Here is a 21,534-nt window from a genome sequence, read left to right as displayed (position 1 = left end):
CCACGCCCAGCGTGATTTGGACACAATCTGCAAGTCGCCACCCCTGCCAGCCACACAGACTTGTGCCTCGCGACCGGCGCGCATTGGCGTTTGATCAGCTCGATCAGCCACGTCGGCCCCGTAACGCTGCACGGTAGTCCCTTTTCCGATGGGGGTCTGGCATGGTGACAAGCGCGACGCAAACGTCCACGACGTGGGAACCGACGTCTCACCTGCGCACTGCGGAGATCGATACGGGGCGGCTCGCCATGCGCGCTGCCGCCGAACACTTCGGCAGCATTGCCACGCACGCCTGCGCGCTTCTCGATGAGTCGCCCGAAGCCGGGCCGGCGCTGGGCCTCATGCTGGCGCTCATTGAAACGGGCGTAGGCGGGCAGGACCTGGAATCGCTCGACGACACGATCATCGCGCGCTTTGCCGAGCGCTTCGACATGGAGCCAAAGCTGGCCGCACCGCTCTTGAGCCTCTTGCCCGCGGCACTCGCTAACCGTTTGCCGTGGCAAAGCGTGCAAGAGGTATGTGACCGGCTTCTGAGCGAGTCCACGTCGAATGACCTGCGGCGCTCGATAGGCCGACTGACCGACGTCGCCCTAAACTCGATGGGATACGGCAGTGCTTGGGGGCGTTACTTTTGCGGCTGGCGTCCATGGCTCATCGAACAATGGAAGGCGTTTCTTCTGCTGGGCAGCGGCGCGTGCCCTTCCGCAGGCGCTCGCCCGGTTCGCCCGGTTCGCTTCCTGCCGGACGGTCACGACGCGCCAGCCCAGGGCCCATCGCTCGACTTCACGCACTGCGGAAAGACCGGGTACCTGCTGGGGCTGCTTTACGGGACAACGCTGGTTCACTCCGGAGCGCCGGAAAGACTTGCGGGGTGGCACCGTACATCACGTCCGGCATTCGACCCCGATCCTGCGTTGCGCGATGACCTCTTGGAGATCGGCTCACTCCCCGTACCCGCCGATTCCCCGGAAGTCACGATCCTCGAACGGCTCACGCAAACCGCCTCCCTGGCATTCGACGAGATCGTCACGGGCGCTGCCGGCGTCCCGGGACGGATGCATGATGCACTGGCGCGTTTACTGTCGTTTTCATCGCTCGGCCTACCCCTTGCGGACGCCGCCTACCTGCCGGCCATCCCGCCGATCGTCATCGCACGGGCAGGCGAGGCGCGCCCCGCGTCCGGCCTGCCCGACATGCGCGCCTCGCCGGAGATGCAAAGTCTGATCGACACGGCGAACGCGTGGCGACATCGTGCGGCAACGCACCGGGAGCTTCACGCGTCGTTTTTGCCCTTGCTGAGTTTCTTCCCGCCCCCCAGCGAGCGCGAACTGCTCGACCGACTCCTCGAGAACGCGACGGAGTTCGCCGATCAGACGCTCTCGCAACTCAGACTGCGGCAGCACAGACCGTTGAACGACGGTCGGCGCACCAAGCTCGTTACCTACTGGACGCTGCCCGAGGCCGCCGGGCAGATCCGCGCCGGGCGTCTGAACATCACCGCACCGGCGCACGGCGACAGTTTCGATGTCTGCACCAGGACCGCCGCCGGTGCAATTTACGAAACACCGACGATCATGGCGGCGGCAAGGTTCGATGAGATCGTCGGCAAATGGCGCATCACGTGCGAGGAACGTGCGACGCGAATGTGGCAAGCGCCACCGGCGCTTATGACCGCGTTGGGCGCCAGCCTCACCGAGGTCCTCAGCAACGCGCTTGCCATCAGCGACCTGACGGTGGCGTACAACAACGGACTGATCTCCAGTAAGGCCTTCTATCTGGGTAACGCCGCGCTCTCGAACCTCTCCTTCTCGAACGATCCCTCAGGCGCGTTATTCGTCGCGCATCGACTCACACTCACGATTGCTGCCGATGGCCGGGATCACGAGGCGACACCCGCGGGCACATGCGTCATTGGCGAGCCGTCCGGCAATGGCGCCACGCTCCTCTATCTTCAGGGCGACACCGCTGCATGGCGTGCCTACGCGTCGCCTCGGGCATTGCTCGACGACATCGAGGGCGACCATCTCGGCGTGCGTACCACGCTGTGTGAACGCCTACCGCTATCGATGCGTCGGCTTGCCGCCAACGGCACATCGACCGCAACCCTCGTGCGTGAAGACAAGCGCCAACCGATCCAGATCGCGTCTCAGGCGACCCTCGCCACCCTGAGCGCCGACGGCACACTGGCGGCGGCGGATCGCGACACGGCGGCGCGCATCGACCAATATCGGGCGTGGCTATCCGGCGCGGGGACCGTCGAAACAGAACAAGGCGTCCATCAATATCGTCAGCGCTGCATGCGCGCCGGCACGACATTGCCGGGACAGCCGATCAGTGTGTCGTTAAGCGACCTTCGCAAGCTCGCGCATGTGGAAACCCTGCGCCTGCGCTTGTCTGCGGCAATCCCGAACGTGCCCGAACTCACTCGCACGCACCTCGTCAGCCGTCTGACACAGGCGGGTCTCGCACCAAGCGATCCCGATCGGATCTACGTGAAGACGGCACGGCGACAGGCCCAGTCGCTCAGCGATCTCGTAATTCGCGAATCGGTGCTCGCACAGGAACTGCAAGACCTGCCGTTGCTCACACAGGACGCGCTCGGCAAGTTCAACTTCGTGCGCGGCAAGCACTCGGCAACCGGTCATGGCGTGCTGCTCAGGGATGTCCTCGACAAGACATCGATGAACGCCTTGCGCCAGCAAATCGACAACGCCCGCACGCAGTTCTGGAACACGTCGCGCGGCAATGTTAGAAAGGTTCTCAAGTCCGAGTTCATCGCGCAGGTCTGGCTCGATCGCGCCCAACGGAAGATGCCCGTGGAGCAGGTCCATATTGCTGCGCGAGTTGCCGGGCCTATCGAATTGGCGCGTCTGAGCACGGAAGAACTGGCGCGCGAAATCGGCTCGCCGGCCGTGGAGCGGGAATGGCTGTGCGTCGGCGGAATGACGACGACGCTCATGCAAGTTTCCGTCGCCGGGCGGCCCGCTTGTCTGTTGATCGCGCCGTTCGCCGAAGGCTTGCGCGTGATCGGCTTCGACAGTCGGGCGCAACTGAGCGACTGGTTCGACGCGCAGATGCGCAACCAAACGACTCGTGCGCGCATCACCTCGACGCTCAGGGACACGCCGCCGAGCGACCCCATGTGGCACGAATCCGCCCGGCTGGACGCGCAGGGGCAACGGGATACCACGCTACCCGATACCTTCACTGCCGTGGCCTCGGCATACGAAATGCGTCAGCACCAGCATCGGTCCGGCGCCGCAGACACGAACGCCTCGCGTCCGTTGCTGGATCTCATGGGCATGTTCTCGAAAGTCGATCTGGCCTTGGGCGTGGCTACGTGGTTCATGCCCTTCGCGCGGCCAATCAGCTTCGTGTACTCCACCGCAGACCTGACGATCGGCACCGCCGGCATGGGCGTCGGCCTGTTGACGAACGATCAGGCCGTATTCCAGCAGAGCTGGCAATCGGTTCTCTCGGCCATCGGTGCGCAAGGGCTTGCGGCGGTGCGGTTCAAGGCATGGCTCTGGGTCACGCGAGACCCTCGCTTCAGGTACTTCGTCTCGGAGGCGCCTCGCGCGCAAGAGCAGTTGATTCTCGGCCTGCACCGGGTCGGCGGGCGATTCTACGCGGGCATCGATTCCGAAACCCGCGCCTATGTGCGGTTGGACCCGGCCACCGGCTTCTTCCGCATGGAGCGACGCGCCCTCGCGGAAAGCGCGAAAGCCGACGCGCCCTTCCTGCGTCTGTCGCCCTCGGGCGAATGGCATGTGGTGACACAGGCCGACCATGCCCCCCCGACATTCGACGATCCCCATGTGGCCTGGCGCATCGACGAGGGGTTCCGGGCGCGCTACGACGCGTTGCGCGACAAGCGCAACCCCGTCTTCGAGCGCGCGCGCAAGGCGGTCACGAGCGTTGCATCGCCGGGAGACGGCATGCCGCTCACCTGGCATTTGCGCCTTCGAAAGCTCGACTTCCTGGATGTGACCATCACGGACCCCGAAACGCTGGGCACCCTCGCGGGGCGCGTCGATTTTCTGCAGAACGGCGCAGACGCCAGCGCCTTGATCGTGCCCAGCCCGCTTGCGGACGACGCGGCGCGACTGGGCGCGGTCTTTCTCGGGATCACCCAGCGCGCGAGAACTTACCTCGCCAACGTGCGAACAGGATTGCTGCGGGGTTGCACGTTGGTCCCGCCGCAGTATCCGGTCGAGGGCATGATCGGCGTCTACAACACACTCGCCCGAGGCGTCACCACCGTATCGGCACGATTCATGTCCGACCTCGGCCAGTTGGGGAGCATGACGATTCGCTACCTGAGTCCACCGTCACTGGCGATGGGCGTACAAACGCTCGATACGCTGTTCGAAGGAGAACAGACCACGCCCCGCGCTTACGAAATGACGGCCGGCGTGCGTACGTTACTGCTCGGCCGACGCTTTCTCACCGTCGGTCCTGCGCAATACTACTTCTTCGACCCGGAGTTCGGCATCGTCGTGCACCACGACTATGCGAGCGTGCTTCACATGCTGCGCTCGCACCTCAATGCCATGTCGCGCGTGTATGCGCTGGTGAGTCAAGGCAGGACCTTGGCGGTCGACACCCGCGAAATCGACATCGTGCGACTGGGTGAAGCCGAGTTGCTGCGCGACCTCAACGAACTCGTACCGGTGCGCGACGCACTCTACCTCTGACTGGCATCGTTGTCGTTCGGGACGAGCAAGACGGGACAAAGCTCGCCTTGCGATCGACGCCCGGTTTCTGGAAGTCCGCCCACCCTCGCCAGACGCAAACTGTGCACAGGGACGCGAAGGGTCATGGCGATGTTTCCATCGGGCGAATGGCGGGCGTCCCCACCGACACGCATGCCTTATCTGAAAAGGGTTCTCATCATGTACATACCTGCGCCCGCCAGTTGGCCAGTCGCCGCTCCGGCATTTGCCACCACGGCTGCAATGCCCCCGGTGGCACACGCCATGTCCCACGCGTTCGAATCGCTGAAAAACATCGATAGCGGTTATTTCGATGGTGCAGCACCCGGATTTTACGGGTGTGCCACTTCTCAAGCGCTCGAAACCAATGAGGAGGAAATACCTCATGTGGCTTACTGGTGCGCGACCGCCAAAATCCACCGTCAGGCGGATGCGCACGCGCTGAACGAACCCGAAGTGTTCGATGAGATTATCGAACACGTGGAGTATCTGTATGGGGCTTCGGCCGACTTCGAAGGCGCATTGAAACGCATGGTACAGGCGATCAATAGCCGGCCCGACGGCCTGAGCGTCAAGGATGTCGCCCTGCCCGCGCTACGCGGAGAGCGACTGCCGCGTCGACCGAGCACGACATCCGCCAGCACGACCAATCCCCCGCCGGTGAGTCGCTCCGTGAGGCAGGCGCCCGACGCCCCCGACAAAATGCCGATGCGGGAAATGCCGGAAATGGAGAGCAACGCGGCGCAAACCGGGTCTGGCACGTTCATTTCCATCGGCAACTTCGCCGGAACGATCGTCAACGTTTTCAACACCGGCCGCGAGCAGCTGGGCAACACCCTGGGCAATGCCTACAACGCGGCAGCCAAGGCGCTCGATACGTTCCGTTGGGCAGGCACGGGGCGCAACGACTGGCGCGGCGTGTCGCCAGACGACCGCGAGCCCCTCGCCGAAAGCCGCGAGTTCCGGTCGTTGCGCGATATCCGATAGATGGGGTTATGCGGCGGCGGGAACCCGCCGCTTTCCTGCCGGGTGCGCGTGATCGGCGTCATGGGCGTGGTGGGCATCCTGTGCGGGCGTCGCGGCGGCCTGCGCAAACGCCTCGCCGACCAGAATCACACTGGGTTGCGAGCCATCGAACCACTGGGCCGCCACGCCGTCGCGCAATTCGCCGAGCGTCATGGCGGTGTGGCGCTCGCGCGGCGTGGTCACCGACTCGACGATAGCCACCGGGGTGGCGGGCGACTTGCCTGCGTCGATCAGCCCGGCAGCGATGGTCGCCGCAGCGTCGCGCCCCATGTAATAGACCAGAGAATCGGCCCGGGCATCGGCCTCGATATCCGGCGAACCGGGCGCACGGCTTTGCGTGACGAACGCCACGCTGCGCGACACGCCGCGCAACGTGAGCGAGCGGCCCAGCGACGCGGCACTGGCGAGCGCCGCCGTGATACCCGGCACCACCTCGACCTCGATACCGGCGGCCTCGAGCGCACGCAACTCCTCGTCCGCGCGACCGAACAGCATCGGGTCACCGCCCTTCAGGCGCACGACCAGCGCGTGCGTGCGCGCATGATCGATCAGTTGCTTGTTGATGAACTGCTGCGCGCTCGAGAGCTTGCCGCAGCGCTTGCCCACGGCAACAAGCTTTGCCTGCGGGCACAATGCGAGCATTTCGGGCTCGACCAGCGCGTCGTGAAGCACCACCTCCGCCTGCGCGAGCAGGCGCGCGCCGCGCACCGTGATCAGATCGGCAGCGCCCGGGCCAGCACCCACGAGATAGACCTTGCCCGGCATGCTCAGGCCGCCAGTGCGCGAATCATGCCGGCGGCGACCGTGTGGTGCGTCGCTTCGTCGATCAGCACGAACGCGCCCGTGGCCGGGTTGGCGTCGTATGTGTCGGCGGCGACCGGCTTCTGAAGGGTCAGTTGCACGCGACCGATATCGTTCATGGCGAGCGTCGTCTTGTCCGTGCCATGCGAGAGCGTGCTCACGTCGAGCACCGTGTCGACGCTACCGACCTTCACGTACACCGTGCTGGTCGCCTGCTTGAGCAGGTACTTGCGCTGGGGCGCGAGCGCATCTTCGTCGAACCAGCACACATCGGCGGCCAGCTTGCGCGATGGCTCCAGTACCGAATCGGCTGCGACGAACGTGTCGCCACGCGAGATGTCCACGTCCTCCGTCAGACGGATCGTGACGCATTGTCCGGCGAACGCTTCTTCGAGCAAGCCGCGCGGACCGACGATTTCCGCAACGCTCGCCGTGCGACCGGCAGGCAGCACGCGCAGCGACTGTCCAACGCGCACCGACCCCGATTCCACGCGGCCCATGTAGCCACGGAAGTCGTCGGCATGCGCACCGTCCTGACGCGCCACCAGTTGCACCGGGAAGCGAAGTTCTCCCCCCGTTTGCGTGACCGGCAGCGATTCGAGCACGTCGAGCAGCGGTTCATCCTGATACCACGGCATACGCTCGCTCGCGTACACGATGTTATCCCCCTTGAGCGCGGAGACCGGCACGAAGCGCACGTCTTGCAGGCCGAGGCGCTGTGCGAGCTCCAGGTAAGCCGCGCGAATATTGTTGAACGCCGTTTCGCTGTAATCGATCAGGTCCATCTTGTTGATCGCGACGATCACGTGCTGCAAACCCAGCAGCTTCACAATGGCGCTGTGGCGCTTGGTCTGCGCGAGCAGTTCGGTGCGGCCGTCCACCTCGGTCACACGCGTGGCGTCGACCAGAATGATGGCGGCATGCGCCGTCGACGCGCCGGTGACCATGTTGCGCGTGTACTGTTCGTGGCCCGGCGTATCGGCAATGATGAACTTGCGACGCGCCGTGGTGAAGTAGCGATAGGCAACGTCGATGGTGATGCCCTGTTCGCGCTCGGCTTCGAGACCGTCGGTGAGCAGCGAGAAATCGATGTCTTCGCCGGCGGTGCGCTTGTGCTTGGCGCGTGCGAGGGCAGACAGCTGGTCGGTCAGCACCGACTTGCTGTCGTACAGCAAACGGCCGATCAGCGTGCTCTTGCCGTCGTCGACGCTGCCTGCCGTGATGAAACGCAGCACGCCGAGGTCTTCCTGATGCGGGGTGAGGCTCATGATCTTTTCAACTCGATTGCGTGGCTCGGGGCGGCGACGTTGCGTCACCCTGCGAGCCGGTGTCTCTGAACGTGGGTCCGATGGCCGCTGCCGTGTGCCGGCGAGCGTCAAATCAGAAGTACCCTTGCTTCTTGCGTTGCTCCATCGCCGCCTCGGACGTCTGGTCGTCCATGCGCGTGGCCCCGCGCTCGGTGATGTCCGTCACCGCCGTCTCGGCAATGATCTCCACCGGGCTCGACGCCACGCTGGCCACCGGGCACGTGCAACTGATGTCGCCCACGGTACGGAAGCGCACCTGCGCCAGTTCGCTCGACTCGCCGTCCTGCTTGGGCGTAAGCGGCGTGACCGGCACGAGCAAGCCGTTGCGACGCACGATTTCCCGCTCGTGCGAGTAATAGATCGACGGCAGATCGAGGTTCTCGCGAGCGATGTACTGCCACACGTCCAGTTCCGTCCAGTTGGAAATCGGGAACACGCGCAGGTGCTCGCCCTTGTGCAGACGGGCGTTGAACAGATGCCACAATTCCGGGCGCTGCGCCTTCGGATCCCACTGACCGAATTCGTCGCGGAACGAGAAGATGCGCTCTTTCGCACGCGCCTTTTCCTCGTCGCGGCGGGCGCCGCCGATCATGGCGTCGTAACCGTATTCGTCGATCGTCTCGAGCAGCGTGACGGCTTGCGCGGCGTTACGCGAATCGTTCTCGCGACGCAGGCGCACCGTGCCGCGGGCAATCGAGTCTTCCACATGCCCCACGACCAGTTCGGCGCCCAGCGCCCTGGCGTGACGGTCGCGGAATTCGATCACTTCCGGGTAGTTATGCCCCGTGTCGATATGCACCAGCGGGAACGGCAGTTGGGTCTTGCGGTTCGGGCCGAGACCGAACGCCTTGAGCGCCAGATGCAGCACCACGACCGAGTCCTTGCCGCCAGAGAACAGCAGCGCGGGCTTGCGGCACTCCGCCACGACCTCACGCAGGATGTACATCGATTCGGCTTCGAGCCAGTCCAGATGATCCATTCGCGAGCCATTGGCCTGCGCGACTTCGTGCATCGCACCCATAATGTTCCCTTCCTTGACGATTCCGAGTTTTTTCGAGATTCGGTCTGCTCCGATGTGCCGCCGCATTCGGTCCGGCGCACACATCGTCTTCCATTCAGTTGCCCTGCGGGCGGTGCTGCGGCGATCAGCTCGACTGCACCGACACCGGGATCTTGCTCAGGTTGCTCGCGTGCAGCCCGCATTCCTTGCTGTCGCGCGACTCCCACCACCAGCGTCCCGCCCGGCTGTCTTCGCCGGGACGAATGGCCCGCGTGCACGGCTCGCAGCCGATGCTCGGATAGCCACGGGCATGCAGCGGGTTGACCGGCACGTCGCGCGCGGTCAGGTAGGCCCAGACCTGCGCTTCCGTCCAGTCGAACAGCGGGTTGTACTTGGCGATGCCGCGCGCGTCGTCCTGCTCCGCGAAGGCGAGCTCGCCACGCGTGATCGACTGCTCGCGACGTTGTCCCGTCAGCCACGCATCGGCATCGGCCAGCGCGCGGCCGAGCGGCTCGACCTTGCGGATCTGACAGCACGCCTTGCGCAGATCGACGCTTTCGTAGAATGCGTTCGCGCCGTGATCGGCAACGTATTGCTCGACGGCGTCGGCCTGCGGTGCGTACTGCACGACGTCGTAGCCATAGCTCGCCTTGATCTTGTCGATCATGCCCACGGTCTCGGCGTGCAGACGTCCGGTATTGAGCGTGAAGACCGTAATCGGCAGTTGCTGGCGCAGGATCACGTGCGTGATCAGCATGTCTTCCGCGGCAAGGCTGCTCGCGAACTTCACGTGACGATGCGACGCGGCAATACGGGCGAGGCGCTCGGCCAGCACGGCTTCCATGTCGTCGAGCAGCGCCATGTCCTGATGCTCGGCATCGGCCACAGTCGACGGCGCGGCGGCCGGGGTGGGTTCCCGGCGGGATTCGTTTCGCATGGCGCGAACTCCTTATCTATGTGTGGCGTCAGCTGACCAGCTTGACTGCCGTGAGCGTCAGCGTCGCCGCCAGCGCCCCGCGCACGATGCGCTCGGGCAAATGACGGGCGAGCTTCGCACCCAGCCAGATCCCGGGCAGGGAGCCGATCAACAGACTGCCGAGCAGTGCCCAGTGCACCGTCTCGAGCCAGATATGGCCCAGCGCGGCAATGGCTGTGAGCGGCACCGCGTAGGCAATATCGGTACCGGCGACTTCCGCCGGTTCCAACTGCGGGTACAGCATCAGGATCAGCGTCGCGCCAACCGCGCCGGCGCCAATCGAGGAAATCGTCACGAGCCCACCGAGGAGCGCCCCCACGACAACGGTGGCAACGGCTTGCGGGCGTCCCGTCAGTTGCCAGTTTGGATGGGCGCGCAGCGTCGCCAGCAGCCGGGCGCGAAACAGCAGCGAGAGCACCGTGAGCAGGACCGAGGCCGCAATCGTCAGCTTGATGACGTGCAGCGCAACCTCGTCGATACCCCCCAGGTGCTTCAGGAAAAGGATGGCGACGAGCGCCGCCGGCACCGCGCCGAGCGCGAGCCGCCGCACGATGTGCCACTTCACGTGACCGTGCGAGCGATGCGCGAGCGTCCCGAAACTCTTCGTGATGGCGGCGAACGCCAGATCGGTGCCCACGGCGACCGGTGCGGCGTAGCCCAGCACGAGTGTGAGCAAAGGCGTCATCAGCGAGCCGCCGCCCACACCGGTCAGGCCGACCAGCAGGCCGACGCCAAGTCCGGAAAGGGGTTCGAGCCACAGCGACATGAATGACGTTCCTGGTAGGTCCTAAATGCCTGTAAGGAATAACGTTATCGAAACAGTGGCCCCCACTGTAATGAAAAGGCTATATACTTCAAACGAATTAAAAATTGTTTGTATATTTTCTAAAGTTATACAAATGAACCTGCACCAGTTCCGCTTCGTGCGCGAGGCCGTCCGCCAGAATTTCAACCTGACGGAGGCCGCCAAGGCACTCTTTACCTCCCAGCCGGGCGTCTCCAAGGCCATCATCGAACTCGAAGAAGAGCTCGGCGTGGACATCTTTGCCCGGCACGGCAAGCGCATCCGCAATCTGACCGAACCCGGGCGGATCATCTTCGAGTCCGTCGAGCGCATATTGATGGAGGTGGAAAGCCTCAAGCGGATCGGCAAGGACTACGCCGCCCAGGATCAGGGCAGCCTGACCATAGCCACGACGCACACGCAGGCGCGCTACTCGCTGCCGCACGCCGTGGCCGAGTTCAAGAAGCGTTATCCGAAGGTGCGCCTGTCGATTCTGCAGGGCAGCCCGACGCAGATCGCCGAGATGGTGCTGCACGATCAGGCGGATCTGGCCATCGCGACGGAAGCCATCGCCGGCTATAAGGATCTGGTGTCGCTGCCTTGCTATCAGTGGCAGCATGTGGCGGTGGTGCCGCCCGATCACCCGCTGCTGCAATTGCCGTCCGTCGGCATCGAGGATCTGGCGAAGTATCCGATGATCACTTACGACCCGCAGTTTGCCGGGCGCGCCAAGATCGATCAGGCGTTTGCGCTGCGCCATATGCAGCCGGACATCGTGCTCGAAGCCATCGACGCCGACGTCATCAAGACGTACGTCGAACTCGGGCTGGGCGTGGGGATTCTGGCGGGCGTGGCGTTCGATCCGGAGCGCGACCGCAATCTCCGGGCCATTCAGGTCGGACATCTCTTCGGCACCAACGTGACACGCGTCGCCCTCAAGCAGGGCGCCTATTTGCGCGGCTACGTTTTCACGATGGTTGAGCTGCTTTCACCGATCCTCACGCGCAAGCTGGTGGAACAGGCCTTGCGCGGCGAGCACGAGAGTTACGAGCTTTGACGGGAGTCGCAGCCGAAGCTGGAGGCGTCTGAGGCGTCGGAGTGGTTTAGACGTCGGTTTCGCGACCCCGGCAGGCCAGGCGTCAAAACGCTTCGTTGATCTGAAAGTAAACGCCGCGCGTCTGACGCCCGAAACCAACGTCGAAGCGCACGTTCACGCGCGGTTTGAATTCAAAGCGGTAGCCAACCCCGCCGTTCGGCAGCCAGTGCGCCGAGGCAAGTTCGCCGGGCCGGTCGGCAATCGCCCCCGCCCCCACCCAGGCGACCACGCCATGTCGGCCGACAATATGCATCCGGTACTCGACTTGCGCCGTGAGCATGTTCCTGTCGCGATACTGGCCCAGAAAATAGCCGCGCATGTGTTTGCCGTCGCCGAATGTCGGCATCATGCTCCACGGCACATCTCCCCAACTGAATTTCCCATAGATGTCGAAGGCCAGCACGTCGCGTTCGCGAAACCTCGTGTAATGGTCATAGGACCATTCGAGCGATTCGAACGACGTGCTGCTGCCGAACGCGCGCCGATAGACGGTGGTCGTGAGCGCTAGCGCCTGACCTTTGTAGGGGTTCGGGATGAAGTCGCGCGTGTCGTAGGAAAAGTTGGCGCTCAGGCCGATGCTGCGCACATACGGACCGATGGGATCGGTGACGAACGCGCTCGCGTCACCCTTGTCGCGGTTGACCGCCGAATCGAAGTGCGCGTCGACGCCAAAGCCCCCATAGGCGCTTGGCCAGAGTCGCCACAGAAACGTCGGCCGTACGAACGCGCTGCGTTTCGTGTACTTCTCCCGGTTGTCGTCGTTGCTCGCACGGTCATAGCCGATGCCCCAGTATTGGGTCGGCATGTTCACGACGGCCCCCGCGATCACGAAGCGAAAACGGTCGTCGGTGAAGAATGTGGTGTTGTCCACGCCAATGCCGAACGCGCCGGTCGTCGTGCCGAAGCCGTGGATCGTCATGGTGGAGAGTTGCGTCGTCGGCAACGCGTCGCGCGTCTTGTATAGACCAACGGCTGCGGCACCGATGCCAAACCCCATCTCCGGGTTGTAGAACGGCCCCGGCATCACGCCCCAGTCCATGCCATGGCTGACGTCCACCTTGTCGGCGGCGCCCAGTTTGGTGAGCAGCCGGTCGATCCAGCCTTGTTGGGCGGCGGGCGCCGTGGCGGCCCTCGCGTCCGTGGTGGCTGTAGCGGCTGCAGGCGCGGCGGACATGGTAGGTGCCGCAGCGGCAGCGCTCGCCTGCGCCTCAGCGCCCTCGCCCGTCGTCGTCTGCGCCATCGACGCGCCACTCCAGACGAGCGCAGCCAGGGACGACGCCACGAGGGCAACGCGCATCGTCCGGCGGGTTTGACGAAGGGGCGACGGTGCGCGCATCAGAATCTCAGGAAGGCCGTGAGAATGACGTCGTTACGGTTGTAGCCGTAACCGAATTCGGCGAGCAGGCCAAAGCGCTTGCTGACCGCCCAGCTCAGCCCCGCGACGCCGCTCCAGCTTCCGGTGACCGACTGGTCGATCTGGTAGTCGAGGCGCTGCGTCTGCCCGCCTGCCGCTTCGATCGGGATATCGAAGTGACCGGTAATGACCGCTTTGGTACGGAACCACGTTGCTCCCACGTACGGCGTGAGGATGCCGGCCGAGCCAAGATGCACGTTCCAACCGATGCGCGGAGAGATGTTCCACGAATGAATGAGCGACTCGGACATGGAGATGTCCGAGACCGTATAGGTCACGGGTAACGAGAAAAAAAGATCGCCGTAGGTGCCGACCAGCGTGAAGCCGCCGCCGTAGGTATGACCGCTGTAGTCCGCATGGGCAGTCGGCAACTTGATCGGGTTGGCGCAATTGGGCGGCGGCCGTCTGCCTGCACAACCGATGTTGAGCCCGAAGAACTGTTCGAGCGCCGTGAGCGAAGAGAAGTTGATATTGATGTCGCCGCCACCACGCACGTTGCCCACGATGGCGTAGACGTTCATGAACGGAAACAGCCATGCGCCCAGTTGAAACTGGTTCGATTCACTGCGAATGCGCGACTGCTCGAATTGCACGAAATCTGCCGAGCGCAGCCCGTTGCCATTCGCGCCGACCATCAGATTGCTGAGCTGGTAGCGTTGCGTGCCGTTGAAGTACGAATAGCCGATGTCATACGGATTGGGCAGTTCGTACCCCCGGTCGATCACGCGCTGCGCAAAGAACGGCAATGCTCGATCCCATTGCTTCGGCGTCGGGGACGTTGGCGATCCGGTCTCCGGCGCAGCGGCCCCGCCGGACGATGCCGACGCGTTGGCCGTGGCGTTGGCCGTGGCCTTGTCGTCGGACGCCCCCGACGATGGCGCGGCGCGCCCCTCGGCAGGTGTGGCGGTCGGCCCGATCACGCCGCGATACCAGCCACGCCGCGTCGTCACGTCCCCGCTGCCGTCCGGCATGGGGGCAACCATGGTAGCCCCCGTCGCCCCGGCGCCCCAGGCGGCGGCATCGCGAGGCGCGCCGCACAGGCCTGCGATCAGGGCCGCTACGAGGCCCCAGTGCGCGCTCCCGCTCGACTGCGATGACCGCTGCCACATCGTCCACATCCGCATGGGCATGCCTTTGTCGGTGAAAACGGTAGAGGCCGGGCGCGATGTCATCAGTGCCATGCGCTGCCGACCTGGATGTAGAAAGCGTTCTCGCCCTTGCTGTGCGCGACGTCCACGCCGACGGCCAGCCCCAGCTTCGCGGCGATCAGATAGCGAAAGCCTGCGCCGACACTGACGACGGCGTCCGCTTCGGAGAAGGACTTCCATTTGCCCCAGGCACGCCCCGCACCACTGAACCCCAGAACGGACCAGCGCGGCGTGACGTTCCAGCGCAATTCGGCTTCCACCATCGCAGCGTTCTGGTCCTGATACCGGCCTTGTTGCACGCCGCGCAGTTTCACGTACGGTTGCGCATAAAAAGGCGTATCGCCTGCCGAGAAGCGACCGTCGAGGCGCAGGCCGAGTACCCACTCGCGCGAGAGCGGCAACCATGTGTAGCCGCGTCCGTTGTACGTCTCGAACGATTGCGAACTGCCCGCCCAGGGGCGCGCCGCCTGAATTTCCAGCTCCAGATAGCTCCCCTTGTTCGGGAAGAACATGTTGTCGCGGCTGTCGTAGTCGATCACGAGCCCGACCTTGCCGATACGACGCTGGGCGTCCGGCACGCCCACCTCCTGCGCAATTTGTCCGGTGAAGTGCGTGTTCGAATCGAAGTAGGTATAGCGCGGGCCAACGAACCAATGCGAATTACCGATGCGAAACAGCACCTGTTGAACGAGCAGCCAGCCGTTGAGTTGATAGGAGCGCGGTGAATTCGACAGTCCGTAGTAGTCCGTCTTCATATTCACTTTGGCGAGCCCGCCGAGATACCGGATCGAATCGCCGCCCCACGTGTGGAAATGCATCAGGCCGGCGCCCCACGTGCCGTTTTCCGTATACATGCCGCCGACTGCCGTAATGTTCGGCGGCGACATCACCCCGGTTTCCTTTGCGTTTCTCGCCGCATCGGCCATCGACTCGGAAAAGAACATCAGCGCCACGCCACCGCCATAACCAATTGCCGGTTCCGTGATGATGGTGGGCACGGGTAACGCGCCGCGATGATTGAGCAGGAAATCGCTGGCATCGAAATCGCCATCCTCCGGCGAATGCCAGGACACTTTGCGTGACGTCGGCGCTGCCGGTTCAATCGGCGCTTCGGACTTTGCGTTCACAACGGCGCGGTCTTGCGGCGCCGCCGTCCCCGCGGCTGCCCCGGTCGCCCCGGTCGCCCCGGTCGTTTGCGCATAGACGGCGCTTACCGGCGCCATGCAGCACAACGCCAGCGTCACCGCCATGCCTTGCCGCGCGGCCCCGCGCGTGGCAGCCCGGCACCAACCGGTCGTGCGATCGAGTGCGTCTCGCCTGACACGTCGCGCCGGTCGCGCCCATTTGCCCGACGTCGTTGCGTCGACGCCCTCCCACGACTGTCTCTGCATTGGCGGCCCGCTCTCCGGAAACGAGAATGAATTCAACGATATTTAAATTCGCATTCACCAACCGCATCCAACGACCAGGTAATTTAAATTATCTTTAAATTACCAATTCATTATTCATTCACAACCAATTACAACAAAACACTAAATCAGCAAACAAGGTTTCGTCAAAATTAATTTGCAATTTATCAAAAGCAGTTGAATTTCGGCACGATGTTCCAGAAATCGGGCATCACGTGCTGACCGAAATGCCCAGGACACCAAGGCAAACGCGGGAGTATTTTTTCCCGCTGGTCTGGCGCAGACGGTGCGGTATGCTTATGCGATTCGACTTAAAGGAGACCCCATGCGCTCACCTCTTCGCGGCATCCGCCTGTCGGGCGTGCTGCTCGCTCTGACGCTGACCGGCGTCGTGACGGCCGCTCGTGCCGATCTGACTGTCGGCATCGATCTGTCCTCGACCGGTCCGGCGGCGGCCATCGGCATCGCCAGCAAGAACGCCATGCAGCTCTGGCCCGACCAGATCGGCGGGCAGAAGGTGCATTACTTGTTTCTGGACGACGCCTCCGATCCCGGCACGGCCGTGAAGAACACGCGCAAGCTCATCAGTGAGAACAAGGTCGACGTGATCGTCGGCCCGAACATTACGCCGAGCGCGCTGGCGATGCTCGACCCGATTTCCGAGGCGGAAACGCCGATGATTACGCTGATCGGTTCTGCCGTGGCTGTCGAGCCGCAGGACGCCAAGCGGCGCTGGGCTTTCAAGATGGCGGCCAACGACTCTGCGATGGCCGACGTGATGACGCGCTACATGGCGAACCATGGCGTGCAGACGGTGGGGTTCATCGGCTTTGCCGACGCTTATGGCGACAGCTGGCTCAAGGAGTTCTCGAAGTTCGCGGCATTGCGCAAGCTGAAGATCGTGGCGCAGGAGCGTTTTAACCGTACGGACACGAGCGTGACCGGGCAGGCGCTCAAGCTGATGGCGGCCAAGCCCGACGCCATTCTTGTGGCCGGTTCCGGCACACCGGCTGCGCTGCCGCAGCGCACGCTTCAGGAGCGCGGTTATACCGGCAAGATTTACCAGACGCATGGCATCGCAACGTACGACTTCGTGCGCGTTGGCGGCAAGGATGTCGAGGGCACGCTCTTCCCCACGCAGCCGGGCGTGGTGGCCAAATCGCTGCCGCAGGGTCATCCGGCGCGCACGGCGGCATTGGCGTTCACGAAGAAGTATGAGGCAAAGTATGGCGCGGACACCGTGACGCAGTTCGCAGCCGACGCTTATGGTGTGTGGGACTTGCTCAACGACGCCGTGCCGCGTGCGGCGAAGATGGCGGCGCCGGGCACCCCTGCATTCCGCGTGGCATTGCGCGACGCGCTCGAATCGACGCGTAACCTGGCCATTCCCAACGGCATCATGAACCTGAGTCCTCAGGATCACGTCGGACTGGACCAACGCGCCGGCGTGATGGGACAGATCAAGAACGGCAAGTTCGTCTACGTCTCCGACTGATCTGCGGCCTCGCTGATTGCCACCGCCGCCTGCGAGTGAACGAAGCACGGGGGCGGTGGCAAAAAGAAGCGAACGCGGCGGGCTTGTGGCCGAGGAAAATTTCGGTCATAATCTCGCCTTCGTCCGGTGAGCCCCAAGGGGATTGTCGAACGACTCACGCTGCGACACCGTTCGGTGCACGCACACCTGCCCAGGTGGTGAAATTGGTAGACGCAGGGGACTCAAAATCCCCCGCCGCAAGGCGTGCCGGTTCGATTCCGGCCCTGGGCACCACAACAGCCTTATCTGGCAAAGTCTCCCCGGTAATTTGGCGTAGTCGCTTGATGCTGGCGCGCCTGCATCACCCATAATATTTCCGTCCAAATACCCGATAGCTGGATGAACTCAGGTCGGAGACCCGTCGTTCGGCGCATCCGCCTGACATTGTCGGTCAAGCACGTTCGCGGCGACTGCCCCGCGTTGAACGCGGTCCTTTGGCAAGCCACGGCGCCTTGCCCTGCACGCAGAACCTGCTCGCGCATCAGCCGCTCGATGCGGTGCAGGCCGCAGCGTAAGCCGAGTGCGAGTACATCGTGCCATACCCGTCTGGCACCATATGTACGGTCACTGCTAAGGAAGCTCTGGCGCACTTGGACACTCAGGACTTCGTCGGTCCGGCGCCGCCGGCATGGCGGGCGAGTCAACCACGAATAGAAGCCGCTTCGCGAAACACCGAGCGCCTCGCACATTATCCCCACCGGCCAGATTTCTCGGTGCTTCGCCATAAAGCCGAACTTCACGCCGACTCCCGCGCGAAGTAGGCCGCCGCTTTTTTTAGCAGGTCGCGCTCTATCTTGAGCTTCGCGCTCTCCTTGCGCAGTCGCTCAATTTCGGCTCGCTCCGACATCATCACGCCGTGCCCAGGGAAAGCACGCTGCGAGGCAGCCTCAGCATCTCGCATCCACTTACGCAAGACATTCTCATGCACGTCGAGCTCGCGCGCCGCCTGCGTGACGGACGCGCCGCGCTCCTTGACCAACTTGACTGACTCGAGCTTGAACTCGCGACTGAACACTCTTCGTGTTCCCAACTGCCATCTCCGGTTTCACCTTCACACTTTAACAAGGTGTCCGCCGGAACGGCAGCAGCCCAAGGTGGCGACTCGTTTCGCAAGGTTTGGCGCTTGATTTGATAACTGTTGATAAACGTGCTAGAGTGACTACTAACCCAGCCAACTCCAATCGGAGGAATACCATGATCAGTGCTGAACTCGGTCGCTCGCTTGAGGACTACATCGCCGAACTGGTGAAGAGGGGCCGTTATGGCTCGAAGAGTGAGGTGTTGCGTGAGGGGGTCCGTCTGATTCAGGACCGTGAGTCACAGCTTGCTGCGCTCGATGCGATGGTTGAGAGGGGCATTTCAGATGCCGCAGCAGGTAAGGGACAACCGGCCGCCGATGTGTTCGACCGCCTTGAGAAGAAGTACCAGGCAAAGGTGGACGACGAGGGATGATCGTTCACTTACTGCCCGAAGCCATCGTAGACCTTGAGACCGTTGGTGATTACATAGCGCTGGACAATCCGCGCCGCGCCGTAACATTCATTCAGGAACTGCGGGACAAGTGTTTGAGCCTCGCAGATATGCCGTACGCTTTCCCCGTCGTGCCGCGCTATGAGCGTTTCGGCATTCGCCATCGCGTCTACGGCAACTACCAAATCTTCTATCGCGTGGTCGAGTCGGACGAGCGCATCGACATCGTCCACATCCTGCACAGCGCACGAAATTACGCGGCGATTCTGTTTCCCTGACGGCATCCGCTGATGGGCTGAGGATGGAAAAGTGGCGCGGCGAATGCCTTCAACATCCCCCTGAACATCCCCCAATAGGCCGCTGAAATTACACCGCGCTGAGCCGCATTCCCGCGTAAATCTGCGCGCGGACGATGACTAGGGCGCTGACGTCCGAGAGCCTGGCCAATCAAGGTTCCGGACCAGATTCCAAACGATGATTTTGGATCAGAGAATCGCCGGGGTGTCGTATTCGCAAGGCGTGCCGGTTCGATTCCGGCCCTGGGCACCACAACAGCCTTATCTGGCAAGACTCACCTGAAAAACTCCCGCGGCAATTTGGCGTAATGCGCGTCATTGCGAATTCGATTCTGCCAAATCCGCACGCGTCGCAGCGGTCGTTTCATGCTTTGCAAATTGCGTCGGCGAAACACCGACCATCCGGGCGAACGCAACGCTGAACGCGCTCGCGGAACGGTAACCGACACGCGCGGCAACGGTCGCGACGTTGAACTCGTTTCGACGCAGCAGGTCTTTTGCGATCGCCATTCGCCACGACGCCAGGTATTCAATCGGCCCCACGCCCACCACGCGGCTGAACCGGTCAAAGAAGGCTGAGCGCGAGAGCGCCGCCGTGCGCGCCAACTGAGCGATCGTCCACGGTGCCTCCGGGCTCGCATGCATCGCACGGATGGCAAGCGCCAGACGCGCATCCGCGAGTCCACCAGCGAGCCCGGGGGCCGCCTGCGTTCGCGACGATCGCAGCGCTTCGATGAAAAGCACCTCGAGCAGACGCGCCAACACAACCTCGCGCGCCGGACGATCCGCCCGCGCTTCATCCCGCATCAGATTCACGAGCGTCGAGAGCCGGCGATCGCCGCGCACGAGCACGCTATCGGGCAGTAGCGATACCAGCATTGCCGCATCCGGCGAGCCAAATGCACAGCGCCCCGCCAGCCATTGCGCATCCGGCGCGGCTGTCGTGTCGCCGAACCGAAAGGTGCCATCGGCCAACGCCGTCGGCGCGAGGTTCGGCATGCCGGTGTCGTCAGGAGGATCCTCGCTGGAGATCGCAAAGTGCGAGGCCTCGGGCACAAGCACAAAATCGTCTGCGTAGAGCGTTTGCGGCGCGCCGCCATTGATGGATACCGACAAGACACCGTCGAGCACAACGCAATAGACCGGCTGCCCCAGCTCGGTGCGCGTCGCCCGCCAGCGCCCAGCGCCGCTCACCACCTTGGAGAACGCGAGGGTCGGTTGAAGCAATGTGACGATCTCGGCCAGGGGATCACTCATGATTGGACGATCTCAAATGAAATGCGGACGCTAGATTGTAGCGAGTCTCGTCGCATCGCCGTATCGTGTAAATACCGCAACGAATACAGGGTTCGACATGAAAACCGTATTGATCACCGGCTGCTCGTCCGGATTTGGACGGGAAACGGCCCGATATTTTCTTGCACGCGATTGGCGCGTCGTCGCCACGATGCGAACCTCGCGCGACGACGTGTTGCCCCCGTCCGATCGGCTTTCCGTCCTGTCGCTTGACGTCAAGGACCCCGAATCGATCCGCTCGGTGGTCGAAGCGGCCGGACCGGTCGATGTGCTCGTGAACAATGCGGGCATCGGCTTTCTCAATGCGCTCGAAGGCACATCGATGGATAACGTGCGCGACATCTTCGAGACCAACACGCTGGGCACGATCGCAATGACGCAGGCCGTGGTGCCCCAATTTCGCGAGCGCAGGCAAGGCGTCATCGTCAACGTCACATCGACCGTCACGTGCCGCCCCTTGCATCTGCTATCCGTCTATACCGCGAGCAAGTCGGCCGTCAACGCGTTCAGTGCATCGCTGGCGCTCGAACTGGAGCCGTTCAATGTACGCGTTCGCGTCGTGCTCCCCGGACGCGCCCCGTCGACGCGATTCGGCGAAAACGCACGAGCCCGCATGAAAGACGGATTCCCGCAAGCTTACGAAGCGCTCGTCGAGCAGGTTTTCTCGCACTGGCAGAAGGAGACGGCCGTGACTCAGGCGTCCGACGTCGCCGAGGCCATATGGCGTGCTGCGACCGACCCTTCGAGTCCATTCAAGATCCCGGCCGGGGAAGATGCCGTGAAAACGTTCAGCGCCGTTGCGAACGGGTGATCTTTTCTCGTGGGTACGTTCCGGGAGCGCGGCATTGTGTTTCGTTGTCTTGCTCTTCTCTGGGAATCTGCCCCATTCGCGACTGCGGCGCATGGGGCTAAAGTCCTCGTCGGGTCGGTCTTCTCGGACCGAACGACTGAGTCCAGCCCCCTCGGGTCACCCGCTGTCTACGGCATCGGGTCCACCTCCCCGTCGTCGACGCAATACGTAAATTCTTAAACGGACTCCCGCAACCCGCCTTATCCCCGCAGACCGGACTGCCCCCGCCCTTTCCCCCCCGCCGCCTTCGAAACGCGCATAGCACATGGATTCGCGCATTCATTCTGTGCGTGCGTCCATTTGTGAAAATCAGCGAAACCTTTCGTCTGCGCGTTTCCCCGTCTTTCGATTCGGACGTTGCTGAACGTCACGTCACTTCACGCCTGACATCATGAATGCACCGCCATGGACC

The 21,534-nt window shown here is 63.3% G+C and carries 16 protein-coding genes, 2 tRNA genes and 1 pseudogene; 9 read left to right on the top strand and 10 right to left on the bottom strand.

Annotated elements, in window-relative coordinates; all coding sequences use genetic code 11:
• The first annotated feature begins 161 nt into the window (after positions 1-161).
• Positions 162-4,697, top strand: a complete 4,536-nt coding sequence (locus tag UC34_RS06130) for a dermonecrotic toxin domain-containing protein (protein WP_044454676.1) — start codon at positions 162-164, stop codon at positions 4,695-4,697.
• Between the two features lie 171 nt (positions 4,698-4,868).
• Positions 4,869-5,702, top strand: coding sequence for a hypothetical protein (locus UC34_RS06125; RefSeq protein WP_157123053.1), 834 nt, complete (start codon positions 4,869-4,871; stop codon positions 5,700-5,702).
• A 6-nt stretch (positions 5,703-5,708) separates the two neighbouring features.
• Here the strand turns inward: UC34_RS06125 and cobA are convergent, their stop codons facing one another.
• The 5 genes from cobA to UC34_RS06100 form a co-directional block, all read right to left on the bottom strand.
• A complete protein-coding gene (gene cobA / locus UC34_RS06120; protein WP_084070390.1) occupies positions 5,709-6,506 on the bottom strand; it encodes a uroporphyrinogen-III C-methyltransferase in 798 nt (265 codons plus the stop codon).
• Positions 6,507-6,508: 2 nt separating this feature from the next.
• Entirely contained in the window at positions 6,509-7,810 is a 1,302-nt protein-coding gene (locus UC34_RS06115; RefSeq protein WP_044454673.1) for a sulfate adenylyltransferase subunit 1, read from the bottom strand.
• A gap of 112 nt (positions 7,811-7,922) precedes the next feature.
• A complete protein-coding gene (gene cysD / locus UC34_RS06110; protein WP_044454670.1) occupies positions 7,923-8,870 on the bottom strand; it encodes a sulfate adenylyltransferase subunit CysD in 948 nt (315 codons plus the stop codon).
• Between the two features lie 124 nt (positions 8,871-8,994).
• The gene (locus UC34_RS06105) at positions 8,995-9,711 is read right to left on the bottom strand and encodes a phosphoadenylyl-sulfate reductase (protein WP_044457820.1); all 717 of its coding nucleotides are present in this window, start codon (positions 9,709-9,711) and stop codon (positions 8,995-8,997) included.
• 103 nt (positions 9,712-9,814) lie between these two features.
• Complete coding sequence (locus UC34_RS06100) at positions 9,815-10,591, bottom strand: sulfite exporter TauE/SafE family protein (RefSeq protein ID WP_044454668.1); 777 nt, start codon at positions 10,589-10,591, stop codon at positions 9,815-9,817.
• A 133-nt stretch (positions 10,592-10,724) separates the two neighbouring features.
• Here UC34_RS06100 and UC34_RS06095 point away from each other — a divergent pair, with 133 nt between their 5' ends.
• Complete coding sequence (locus tag UC34_RS06095; protein WP_044454666.1) at positions 10,725-11,666, top strand: CysB family HTH-type transcriptional regulator; 942 nt, start codon at positions 10,725-10,727, stop codon at positions 11,664-11,666.
• A gap of 82 nt (positions 11,667-11,748) precedes the next feature.
• Here the strand turns inward: UC34_RS06095 and UC34_RS06090 are convergent, their stop codons facing one another.
• The 3 genes from UC34_RS06090 to UC34_RS06080 are packed head-to-tail and all read right to left on the bottom strand — an operon-like array spanning position 11,749 to position 15,658.
• Entirely contained in the window at positions 11,749-13,002 is a 1,254-nt protein-coding gene (locus UC34_RS06090) for a BamA/TamA family outer membrane protein (protein ID WP_174556762.1), read from the bottom strand.
• 38 nt (positions 13,003-13,040) lie between these two features.
• A complete protein-coding gene (locus UC34_RS25775) occupies positions 13,041-14,300 on the bottom strand; it encodes a hypothetical protein (RefSeq protein WP_237165250.1) in 1,260 nt (419 codons plus the stop codon).
• Positions 14,291-15,658, bottom strand: coding sequence for a BamA/TamA family outer membrane protein (locus tag UC34_RS06080; RefSeq protein WP_052810915.1), 1,368 nt, complete (start codon positions 15,656-15,658; stop codon positions 14,291-14,293). Before UC34_RS06080 ends, UC34_RS25775 begins: the two co-directional genes overlap by 10 nt.
• 343 nt (positions 15,659-16,001) lie before the next feature.
• Here UC34_RS06080 and UC34_RS06075 point away from each other — a divergent pair, with 343 nt between their 5' ends.
• Positions 16,002-17,171 (top strand): ABC transporter substrate-binding protein, encoded by a 1,170-nt coding sequence (locus UC34_RS06075; protein WP_174556761.1) that lies wholly within the window; start codon positions 16,002-16,004, stop codon positions 17,169-17,171.
• A gap of 188 nt (positions 17,172-17,359) precedes the next feature.
• Positions 17,360-17,444, top strand: a tRNA-Leu gene (locus tag UC34_RS06070).
• A 129-nt stretch (positions 17,445-17,573) separates the two neighbouring features.
• Here UC34_RS06070 and UC34_RS25770 read toward each other — a convergent pair.
• Positions 17,574-18,240: pseudogene (locus UC34_RS25770) on the bottom strand (IS3 family transposase); the annotation flags it as partial.
• A 164-nt stretch (positions 18,241-18,404) separates the two neighbouring features.
• On the opposite strand from UC34_RS25770, the gene UC34_RS06055 reads away from it, so the two are divergent.
• From UC34_RS06055 to UC34_RS25335, 3 genes are all read left to right on the top strand, one after another.
• Positions 18,405-18,662 (top strand): type II toxin-antitoxin system ParD family antitoxin, encoded by a 258-nt coding sequence (locus UC34_RS06055; protein ID WP_044454662.1) that lies wholly within the window; start codon positions 18,405-18,407, stop codon positions 18,660-18,662.
• Positions 18,659-18,958 (top strand): type II toxin-antitoxin system RelE/ParE family toxin, encoded by a 300-nt coding sequence (locus UC34_RS06050; protein WP_044454661.1) that lies wholly within the window; start codon positions 18,659-18,661, stop codon positions 18,956-18,958. Before UC34_RS06055 ends, UC34_RS06050 begins: the two co-directional genes overlap by 4 nt.
• Positions 18,959-19,117: 159 nt before the next feature.
• A tRNA-OTHER gene (locus UC34_RS25335) sits at positions 19,118-19,229 on the top strand.
• Positions 19,230-19,291: 62 nt separating this feature from the next.
• On the opposite strand, the gene UC34_RS06045 is transcribed toward UC34_RS25335, so the two are convergent.
• Positions 19,292-20,233 carry a helix-turn-helix transcriptional regulator gene (locus UC34_RS06045; RefSeq protein WP_044454659.1) on the bottom strand — a complete coding sequence of 314 codons (942 nt, stop codon included), beginning with the start codon at positions 20,231-20,233 and terminating at the stop codon, positions 19,292-19,294.
• A gap of 97 nt (positions 20,234-20,330) precedes the next feature.
• Here UC34_RS06045 and UC34_RS06040 point away from each other — a divergent pair, with 97 nt between their 5' ends.
• Positions 20,331-21,083 (top strand): SDR family oxidoreductase, encoded by a 753-nt coding sequence (locus tag UC34_RS06040; RefSeq protein ID WP_044454657.1) that lies wholly within the window; start codon positions 20,331-20,333, stop codon positions 21,081-21,083.
• Positions 21,084-21,534: the final 451 nt, after the last annotated feature.

Source organism: Pandoraea vervacti, assembly GCF_000934605.2.
Classification (GTDB): domain Bacteria; phylum Pseudomonadota; class Gammaproteobacteria; order Burkholderiales; family Burkholderiaceae; genus Pandoraea; species Pandoraea vervacti.
This window is presented reverse-complemented; position numbering and strand designations above follow the sequence as displayed.

Bases quoted from the DNA above. Each gene is read 5' to 3' on its own strand.
- UC34_RS06130 (WP_044454676.1), top strand. From the start codon at position 162: ATGGTGACAAGCGCGACGCAAACGTCCACGACGTGGGAACCGACGTCT.
- UC34_RS06125 (WP_157123053.1), top strand. From the start codon at position 4,869: ATGCCTTATCTGAAAAGGGTTCTCATCATGTACATACCTGCGCCCGCC.
- cobA (WP_084070390.1), bottom strand. From the start codon at position 6,506: ATGCCGGGCAAGGTCTATCTCGTGGGTGCTGGCCCGGGCGCTGCCGAT.
- UC34_RS06115 (WP_044454673.1), bottom strand. From the start codon at position 7,810: ATGAGCCTCACCCCGCATCAGGAAGACCTCGGCGTGCTGCGTTTCATC.
- cysD (WP_044454670.1), bottom strand. From the start codon at position 8,870: ATGGGTGCGATGCACGAAGTCGCGCAGGCCAATGGCTCGCGAATGGAT.
- UC34_RS06105 (WP_044457820.1), bottom strand. From the start codon at position 9,711: ATGGCGCTGCTCGACGACATGGAAGCCGTGCTGGCCGAGCGCCTCGCC.
- UC34_RS06100 (WP_044454668.1), bottom strand. From the start codon at position 10,591: ATGTCGCTGTGGCTCGAACCCCTTTCCGGACTTGGCGTCGGCCTGCTG.
- UC34_RS06095 (WP_044454666.1), top strand. From the start codon at position 10,725: ATGAACCTGCACCAGTTCCGCTTCGTGCGCGAGGCCGTCCGCCAGAAT.
- UC34_RS06090 (WP_174556762.1), bottom strand. From the start codon at position 13,002: ATGCGCGTTGCCCTCGTGGCGTCGTCCCTGGCTGCGCTCGTCTGGAGT.
- UC34_RS25775 (WP_237165250.1), bottom strand. From the start codon at position 14,300: ATGGCACTGATGACATCGCGCCCGGCCTCTACCGTTTTCACCGACAAA.
- UC34_RS06080 (WP_052810915.1), bottom strand. From the start codon at position 15,658: ATGCAGAGACAGTCGTGGGAGGGCGTCGACGCAACGACGTCGGGCAAA.
- UC34_RS06075 (WP_174556761.1), top strand. From the start codon at position 16,002: ATGCGCTCACCTCTTCGCGGCATCCGCCTGTCGGGCGTGCTGCTCGCT.
- UC34_RS06055 (WP_044454662.1), top strand. From the start codon at position 18,405: ATGATCAGTGCTGAACTCGGTCGCTCGCTTGAGGACTACATCGCCGAA.
- UC34_RS06050 (WP_044454661.1), top strand. From the start codon at position 18,659: ATGATCGTTCACTTACTGCCCGAAGCCATCGTAGACCTTGAGACCGTT.
- UC34_RS06045 (WP_044454659.1), bottom strand. From the start codon at position 20,233: ATGAGTGATCCCCTGGCCGAGATCGTCACATTGCTTCAACCGACCCTC.
- UC34_RS06040 (WP_044454657.1), top strand. From the start codon at position 20,331: ATGAAAACCGTATTGATCACCGGCTGCTCGTCCGGATTTGGACGGGAA.